The organism is Actinomyces sp. AC-20-1 (assembly GCF_023369555.1).
Taxonomy (GTDB): Bacteria; Actinomycetota; Actinomycetes; order Actinomycetales; family Actinomycetaceae; genus Actinomyces.
Genome location: NZ_JACJVC010000032.1, coordinates 1 through 7,699, shown reverse-complemented (window position 1 = coordinate 7,699; position 7,699 = coordinate 1). Strand labels below are relative to the sequence as shown.

General features: G+C 73.9%; 8 protein-coding genes. 6 read left to right on the top strand and 2 right to left on the bottom strand.

Annotation, left to right across the window (positions count from 1 at the left end; all coding sequences use genetic code 11):
• From H6X67_RS11520 to glmM, 4 genes are all read left to right on the top strand, one after another.
• Nucleotides 1-758, top strand: a 758-nt coding sequence (locus H6X67_RS11520; protein ID WP_249435550.1) for a tRNA pseudouridine synthase A, incomplete at its 5' end; no start/stop codon positions are given.
• A 361-nt stretch (nucleotides 759-1,119) separates the two neighbouring features.
• A complete protein-coding gene (gene rplM, locus H6X67_RS11515; protein WP_249367374.1) occupies nucleotides 1,120-1,563 on the top strand; it encodes a 50S ribosomal protein L13 in 444 nt (147 codons plus the stop codon).
• 43 nt (nucleotides 1,564-1,606) lie between these two features.
• Nucleotides 1,607-2,101 carry a 30S ribosomal protein S9 gene (gene rpsI, locus H6X67_RS11510; RefSeq protein WP_249367373.1) on the top strand — a complete coding sequence of 165 codons (495 nt, stop codon included), beginning with the start codon at nucleotides 1,607-1,609 and terminating at the stop codon, nucleotides 2,099-2,101.
• Nucleotides 2,102-2,287: 186 nt separating this feature from the next.
• The gene (glmM, locus tag H6X67_RS11505) at nucleotides 2,288-3,652 is read left to right on the top strand and encodes a phosphoglucosamine mutase (protein ID WP_249367372.1); all 1,365 of its coding nucleotides are present in this window, start codon (nucleotides 2,288-2,290) and stop codon (nucleotides 3,650-3,652) included.
• A 137-nt stretch (nucleotides 3,653-3,789) separates the two neighbouring features.
• Here the strand turns inward: glmM and coaA are convergent, their stop codons facing one another.
• Nucleotides 3,790-4,764 (bottom strand): type I pantothenate kinase, encoded by a 975-nt coding sequence (coaA, locus tag H6X67_RS11500; protein WP_249367425.1) that lies wholly within the window; start codon nucleotides 4,762-4,764, stop codon nucleotides 3,790-3,792.
• Nucleotides 4,765-4,882: 118 nt separating this feature from the next.
• Between coaA and glmS the strand changes: the two genes are divergently transcribed.
• Entirely contained in the window at nucleotides 4,883-6,769 is a 1,887-nt protein-coding gene (gene glmS, locus H6X67_RS11495) for a glutamine--fructose-6-phosphate transaminase (isomerizing) (protein WP_249367424.1), read from the top strand.
• 75 nt (nucleotides 6,770-6,844) lie between these two features.
• On the opposite strand, the gene H6X67_RS11490 is transcribed toward glmS, so the two are convergent.
• Nucleotides 6,845-7,228 (bottom strand): holo-ACP synthase, encoded by a 384-nt coding sequence (locus H6X67_RS11490; protein ID WP_249367371.1) that lies wholly within the window; start codon nucleotides 7,226-7,228, stop codon nucleotides 6,845-6,847.
• 127 nt (nucleotides 7,229-7,355) lie between these two features.
• Here H6X67_RS11490 and H6X67_RS11485 point away from each other — a divergent pair.
• A partial coding sequence (locus tag H6X67_RS11485) for an NAD(P)H-hydrate epimerase (RefSeq protein WP_283251399.1) occupies nucleotides 7,356-7,699 on the top strand: 344 nt, incomplete at its 3' end.

Here is a 7,699-nt window from a genome sequence, read left to right as displayed (position 1 = left end):
CCGCCGCCCAGTGCGCCCACCTCGACGTCCCGCTGGCCGCCTGGCGGGCCGTGCCCGGCCGCTCCGGGCGGTGCCCGGAGGACGCCCTGCTCACCCGTCTGGCCGGCGTCCTCGCCCGCCAGGCCCGCCTCGCCGCCGAGGCCGGGCTCACCGGCCCCGTCCCGCGCGGCGCCAGCGACGTCGTCGTCACCGGTGCGCGCGTGGCGCCTGAGGGCTTCGACGCCCGCTTCTCCGCCCTCAGCCGCCGCTACGTCTACCGCATCGCCGACGGCGGCCCCGCCGGGGCCCCGCGCAGCACCACCCGCCGGGGCCAGGTGCTCTGGCTGCCCGAGGAGCTGGACGTCGACGCCATGGCCCGCAGCGCCCGCCCCCTGCTGGGCGAGCACGACTTCCTGTCCTACTGCCGCCCGCGCGAGGGGGCCACGACGGTGCGCACCCTGCACCGCCTGGACTGGCGCCGCCCCGTCCAGGGGGCCGACGCCGGGCTCGTGACCCTCACGGTGGTCGCGGACGCCTTCTGCCACTCCATGGTGCGCTCCCTGGTCGGGGCGGGCCTCGCCGTCGGACGCGGCAGCCGGGACGAGGGCTGGCCCGCCGCCCTGCTCGAGCGCCGCTCGCGCGACGGCGCCGCCCCGGTGGCCCCCGCCCACGGCCTCACGCTCGAGGAGGTCGTCTACCCCGGTGACGACGCCCTCGCCGAGCAGGCGCGGCGCTCGCGGGTGCTGCGCCGCCTGCCCGGCGAGGACTGCGGCTGCTAGGTGCTGCGGCTCCTGCCCCCCCCACCCTCCTCCACCTCCTCAGTTTGCTCTCGAACGTACGGGGTTCTCCCAGGGAGTTCGAGAGCAAACCGAGGAGGTGGTCGGGCCTCACGTGCGCGCGGGGCAGCGTGTCGGGTCTCACGGTCCCGGTGGTGTCAGATCTTTTGACCCTCCTTCTGGCGCCCCGGTATGGTGGGCAACCGTCGTGCAGCACGCATGTGCGCGTCCGCGGTGCCGTCCCACTCGCCCCGGATCGCCAGTGCTCCGACCACTCACCTGACCATGGTGGTCTCGTCGGGCCGCGAGAGCTTCAACGCGCTGCCCGGTGACCCACTCGCCAAGAGAAACGAAGGCAACGCCCGTGCGCACGTACACACCGAAGCCCGGCGACGTCGAGAAGAACTGGTACGTCATCGACGCCACCGACGTCGTCCTCGGCCGCCTCGCGGCTCAGGCCGCGACCCTGCTCCGTGGGAAGCACAAGCCCCAGTTCGCGCCCCACGCGGACTGCGGCGACTACGTCGTCATCATCAACGCCGACAAGGTCGCCCTCACCAACGGCAAGGCTGACAAGAAGTTCGCCCACCGTCACTCCGGCCACCCGGGTGGCCTCACCTCCGTCTCGTACCGCGAGCTGCTCGCGACGCGCCCGGAGCTCGCCGTCGAGAAGGCCGTCAAGGGCATGGTGCCGCACACCACCCTCGGCCGCCAGCAGCTGAAGAAGCTCAAGGTCTACCGAGGCGCCGAGCACCCGCACGCCTCGCAGAACCCCCAGGCTTTCGAGATCACCCAGGTCGCCCAGTAAGCGCTCCAGCGCCCGGCACCCCGCGACAAGCAAAGGACACATCGTGGCTGAGACCACTGTCGACATCGACGCGCTGGACGAGGAGAACGCCCCCTCCAGCTACACCACTGAGACCGACGGCGCCGCCGAGGGCCGCGGCCAGTCCATCACCGCCCCCGGTGCTGGCCTGGGCCGCCGCAAGGAGGCCGTCGCCCGCGTCCGCCTCGTCCCCGGCACCGGCCAGTGGACGCTCAACGGCCGCACGCTCGAGGACTACTTCCCCAACAAGCTGCACCAGCAGCTCGTGCGCGCCCCCTTCACCATCCTCGGCCTCGAGGGCCGCTTCGACGTCGTCGCCCGCATCAACGGCGGCGGCATCTCCGGCCAGGCCGGCGCCCTGCGCCTGGGCATCGCCCGCGCCCTCAACGAGATCGACCGTGAGGCCAACCGCCCGACCCTGAAGAAGGCCGGCTTCCTCACCCGCGACGCCCGCATCGTCGAGCGCAAGAAGGCCGGTCTGCACAAGGCCCGCCGCGCCCCGCAGTACTCCAAGCGCTGACCCGCGCCCGCGCTGGACACGCCCCGCCTCCCCGCTCACGCGGCGGACGGCGGGGCGTCGTCGCGCCGGAGCCGCACCGCGACGTCCGCGCGGCAGCCCGCGAGCGGCGCCGCTCCCGGGCCGTGGCGGGGCGGCGTGGGAGGATGTCCCCCGTCCCACGACCCCCATTCGGAAGGACTGACTCACATGGCACGACTCTTCGGCACGGACGGTGTACGAGGCCTCGCCAACGACCTGCTCACCCCCGCCCTCGCGGTCCAGCTCGGCGAGGCCGCCGCGCAGGTCCTCACCCGCGGGGCGCCCGCCTCCTCCCGCTCGCGCACCGGCCGCTTCCGTGCCATCGTCGGCCGTGACACCCGCGCCTCGGGCGAGTTCCTCGACCACGCCATCAGCGCGGGCCTGGCCTCCTCGGGCATCGACGTCACCCGGGCCGGCGTCCTGCCCACCCCCGCCATCGCGCACCTGACCGCCACGCAGGACATCGAGCTCGGCGTCATGATCTCGGCCTCCCACAACCCCTTCCAGGACAACGGGATCAAGTTCTTCGCCCGCGGCGGCTACAAGCTCGAGGACGCCGTCGAGGACCAGATCGAGGCCCTGCTCGGCCGCACGGACCCCCCGCCGGTCGGTGCCGGCGTCGGCCGCGTCATCAAGGGCGAGACGGTCGCCGACCAGACCTACATCAACCACCTCGTCGACTCCACCGGCACCGACCTGTCGGGCCTGCGGATCGTCGTCGACGCCTCCAACGGCGCCGCCTTCACCGTCGGCCCCGCCGCCCTGCGCGCCGCCGGGGCCGAGGTCATCGTCATCAACGCCTCCCCGGACGGCCTCAACATCAACGCCGCCTGCGGCTCCACCCACCCCGAGCAGCTGCAGACCTACGTCCCCAGCGTCGGGGCCGACATGGGCTTCGCCTACGACGGCGACGCCGACCGCTGCCTCGCCGTCGACGCCCAGGGCAACCTCGTCGACGGCGACCAGATCATGGGCCTGCTCGCGGTGGGGATGAAGGCGGACGGCCTGCTCGCCTCCGACACGCTCGTCGTCACGGTCATGAGCAACCTCGGCCTCCTGCTCGCCATGCGCGAGCACGGCATCCGCACCGTCCAGACCGGAGTGGGGGACCGCTACGTGCTCGAGCGGATGCTCCAGGGCGGCTACACCCTCGGCGGTGAGCAGTCCGGTCACGTCATCGACACGCTGCACGCGACCACCGGTGACGGCGTGCTCACCTCGCTGCGGGTCGCGGCCCGCGTCAAGCGCTCGGGTGCGAGCCTGGCCGAGCTGGCGGGCGTCGTCCAGCGCCTGCCGCAGACGCTCATCAACGTCAAGGGCGTGGACAAGGGGGCCGCGCACACGAACAGCGCCGTGCAGAGGGCCGTCGCCGAGGCCGAGGAGCGCCTGGGCGAGACCGGGCGCGTGCTCCTGCGCCCCTCGGGCACGGAGCCCCTGGTGCGTGTCATGGTGGAGGCCGCGACCCAGGCCGAGGCGGACGCCGTCGCCGGCGGGCTCGCCGAGGTCGTCAAGGACAACCTCTCCCTGGCCTGAGCGAGCCTGCCACCTCGTCACCACCTCGCCACCACCTCGCCCAGCTCCTCGGGTTGCGTTCGAGCTCCCTGGGGTTTTGCCGCACGTTCGAGCGCAAACCGAGGAGTTGGGGAGCGGGGGGCGACGACGGCGAGGGCTCAGGCCTTGCGCAGGAGCACCCGCTGCACGTGGTGGTCCGCGCCCTTGTGCAGCACGAGCGTCGCCCGCGGGCGCGTCGGCGCGATGTTCTCGCGCAGGTTCGCCAGGTTGACCGACTCCCACACCTCGTTCGCCGCCGCGACGGCCACGTCATCCGGGATCTTGGCGAAGGTGCGGAAGTAGGACGTCGGGTCGTTGAAGGCCGTGCGCTTGAGCGTGAGGAAGCGCTCGAGGTACCAGCGGCGGATGTCCTCGGGGTCCGCGTCCACGTAGATCGAGAAGTCGATGAAGTCGCTCACCGCCAGCGCGCCAGCCGCCGCCCCCTCCTCCGGCCTCGCGTGGGCACGGCGCGCCGGCTGCAGCACGTTGAGGCCCTCGAGGACGAGCACGTCCGGGCGCTCCACCACCGTCCTCTCGCCGGGCACGACGTCGTAGACCTGGTGGGAGTACACCGGCGCCTCCACGCGCGGCGCCCCGGACTTGACCGCCATGATGAAGTCGAGCAGCGCCCGGCGGTCGTAGGACTCCGGGAAGCCCTTGCGGGCCGTCAGCCCCCGCCGCTCCAGCTCGGCGTTGGGCAGCAGGAACCCGTCCGTCGTCACCAGCGAGACCCGCGGCGTCTGGGGGAAGCGGGCCAGCAGGTGCGCGATGAGGCGCGCCGTCGTCGACTTGCCGACGGCGACCGACCCCGCCACCGCGACGACGAAGGGCGTCGGGCCCTCCTCCACCCCCAGGAATCCCGCGGTCAGGCGAGCGCGCTCGCGGGTCGAGGCGATATACGTCTCCAGCAGGGCGGTCAGCGGCCGGTAGACGACGTCGACCTCGGGCAGGTCGATGGGGTCGCCCAGACCGCGCAGCTTCTCGACGTCGGCCTGCGTCAGCGGCAGGGGCGCCGAGGCCGCCAGGGCCCGCCACTGCTCACGGTCGAGCTCGATGTAGGGAGAGGCACTGCTCACGGGCACAGTCTGGCGCATCGTCGGCAGCCGGGCGGCACGGACGAGCCCTCCCGCTGCGCGTACGCCGAAGGTCACACGCCCGCATCCCGGCCACCCCCTAGCCAAGGAGCACCGGGCAGTGCTTCGCTCAGCACCCATGTGCGGAATCGTTGGCCACACCGGCCCCCTGACAGCGTCCGACCGCTCGCTCACCGTCCTCCTGGACGGCCTGAGCCGCCTGGAGTACCGCGGCTACGACTCCGCCGGGGTCGCCCTCGTCACCGCCGACGGCCTGTCCGTCACCAAGGCCGCCGGCAAGCTCGAGCATCTGCGCGCCGAGCTCGACGCCGCCCCTCCCGCCCCCGCCACCGCGGGCATCGGCCACACCCGCTGGGCCACCCACGGCGGCCCCTCCAGCGCCAACGCCCACCCCCACCGGGCCGGGCGCCTCGCCGTCGTCCACAACGGCATCATCGAGAACTTCCGCCCCCTGCGCGCCGAGGTCGAGGCCGCCGGACGCACCCTGCTGTCCTCCACCGACACCGAGGTCGCCGCCCACGTCCTCGACCTCGACTACGCCCGGCGCCTCGAGGCCGCCGGCGCGGGCGCGGACCCCGCCGCCGTCCTCATCGAGTCCGTGCGCGCCGTCACCGCCCGCCTCGAGGGCTCCTTCGCGCTGCTGGCCGTCACCGAGCTCGCCCCCGGCACCATCGTCGCCGCCCGCCGATCCAGCCCTCTCGTCATCGGCCTGGGCGACGGCGAGTCCTTCCTCGGCTCCGACGTCGCCGCCTTCGTCTCCTGCACCCGCCGCGCCGCCGAGGTCGGCGACGACCAGGTCGTGCTGCTGCGCGGCGGGCAGGTCACCGTGTGGGACGCCGCCGGCGCCGTCGTCGAGCCGCGCACCTGGGAGGTCAGCTGGGACGCCTCGGCGGCGGTCAAGGGCGGCTACGAGACCTTCATGGACAAGGAGATCCACGAGCAGCCCGCCGCCGTCGCCGACACCCTGCGCGGGCGGGTCGACGAGCGCGGCGAGATCCAGCTCGACGAGATGCGCATCGACCCCGCCGTGCTGCGCAGCGTCGACAAGATCATCGTCATCGCCTGCGGCACCGCCTCCTACGCCGGGCACGTCGCCAAGTACGCCATCGAGCACTGGTGCCGCGTGCCCGTCGAGATCGAGCTCGCCCACGAGTTCCGTTACCGCGACCCCGTCGTGAGCGAGAAGACCCTCACGGTCGCCGTCTCCCAGTCCGGCGAGACGATGGACACGATCCAGGCCGTGCGCCACGCCCGCGAGCAGGGGTCCAAGGTGCTCGCCATCGTCAACACCTACGGCTCGACCATCGCCCGCGAGGCCGACGCCGTCCTCTACACCCACGCCGGCCCCGAGGTCGCGGTGGCCTCCACCAAGGCCTTCCTCGCCCAGATCACCGCCTGCTACCTGCTGGGCCTCTACCTCGCCCAGCTGCGCGGCAACAAGTGGCCCGACGAGGTCGCCGACTACCTCGCCCACCTGGCCCGGATGCCCGAGAAGATCCAGGACCTCCTCGACGGCCAGGAGGAGCGGGTGCGCGCCCTGGCCACCGAGCTGGCGGGCAAGACCTCCTTCCTGTTCCTGGGACGGCACGTCGGCTACCCGGTGGCGCTCGAGGGCGCGCTCAAGCTCAAGGAGCTCGCCTACGTGCACGCCGAGGGCTTCGCCGCCGGTGAGCTCAAGCACGGGCCGATCGCCCTGGTCGAGGAGGGACTGCCCGTCTTCGTCATCGTGCCCACCCCGCGCCGGCCCGTCCTGCACGACAAGGTGGTGAGCAACATCCAGGAGGTCCGTGCGCGCGGTGCCCGCACGATCGTCATCGCCGAGGAGGGTGACCTCACGGTCGAGCCCTTCGCTGACGACGTCATCCGCGTGCCCCAGGCCCCGACGCTCATGTGGCCGCTGCTCACCGTCGTGCCCCTGCAGGTCTTCGCCGCCGCGCTGGCCCGAGCCAAGGGCCTGGACATCGACCAGCCGCGCAACCTCGCCAAGTCCGTCACCGTGGAGTGACGACGGCGTCCGGCCGGGCGGGAGCCCCGGGCCGCCGTCGGGCGGGACTGGGGTCCCGCGGCCCTGGGGTGCGCCTCAGGACCCCTCGGCGACGACGAAGGCCAGGGCGAGGCCGGCGTCGTGGCTCAGCGACAGGTGCCAGCGGGTGACCCCCAGCTCCCGGGCCGTGCGCGCCGAGACCCCCGAGAGCGCGAGACGGGGCGGCGAGCCCGGGTCGGAGACGACCTCGACGTCGGTCATCCTCCACCCGTCCGGGACTTCGCGGCCCGCCGCGTCCAGGGCCGAGCCGAGGGCCTTGAGCACCGCCTCCTTCGCGGCCACCCGGGCCGCGAGCGAGTCGGCGCGGGCCGCCCGGTGCTCGCGCTGGGTGAGCAGGCGGCGGGCGAGGGCGGGGGAGCGCTTGAGGCGGTCCTCGAGCCGGGCGACGTCGACGAGGTCGGTGCCCACGGCGATCAACATGCCACCAGTGTGCCGCAGGCCCGGGCGCGCTGCCCGGGCGCGGGCGGCACCAGCCGCGCGGCACCGCCTGGGCGGCACCGGTCATGACCGGCGGCGCAGCGCGCCACGGGTGCGCGAGGATGGGGCCATGAGCAGGACCCTCGACGCGCTCAACGCCTACCCGGCCGCCGACATCGCCGCTGCGGAGGCCCCGCTGACCCGCGGCACCGACGCCTACATGCACGCCGCCGCCCAGTCCCTCGCCCAGGCCGCGGACGAGGAGCTGCGTGCCGCTCGCGGCGCCGTCGTGGGGGCGCGCGTCCTCCTTCTGGCCGGCGGTGGGCACAACGGCGCCGACGCCCTCCTGGCCGGCGCGCTCCTGGCGCGCCAGGGCTGTGAGGTCACCGCCCTGCTCGCCACGGACCGTCCCCACGGCGCCGCGCTCGCCGAGGCCGAGCGCGCGGGCGCGCGCCCCGCCTCCGACCACGGCGC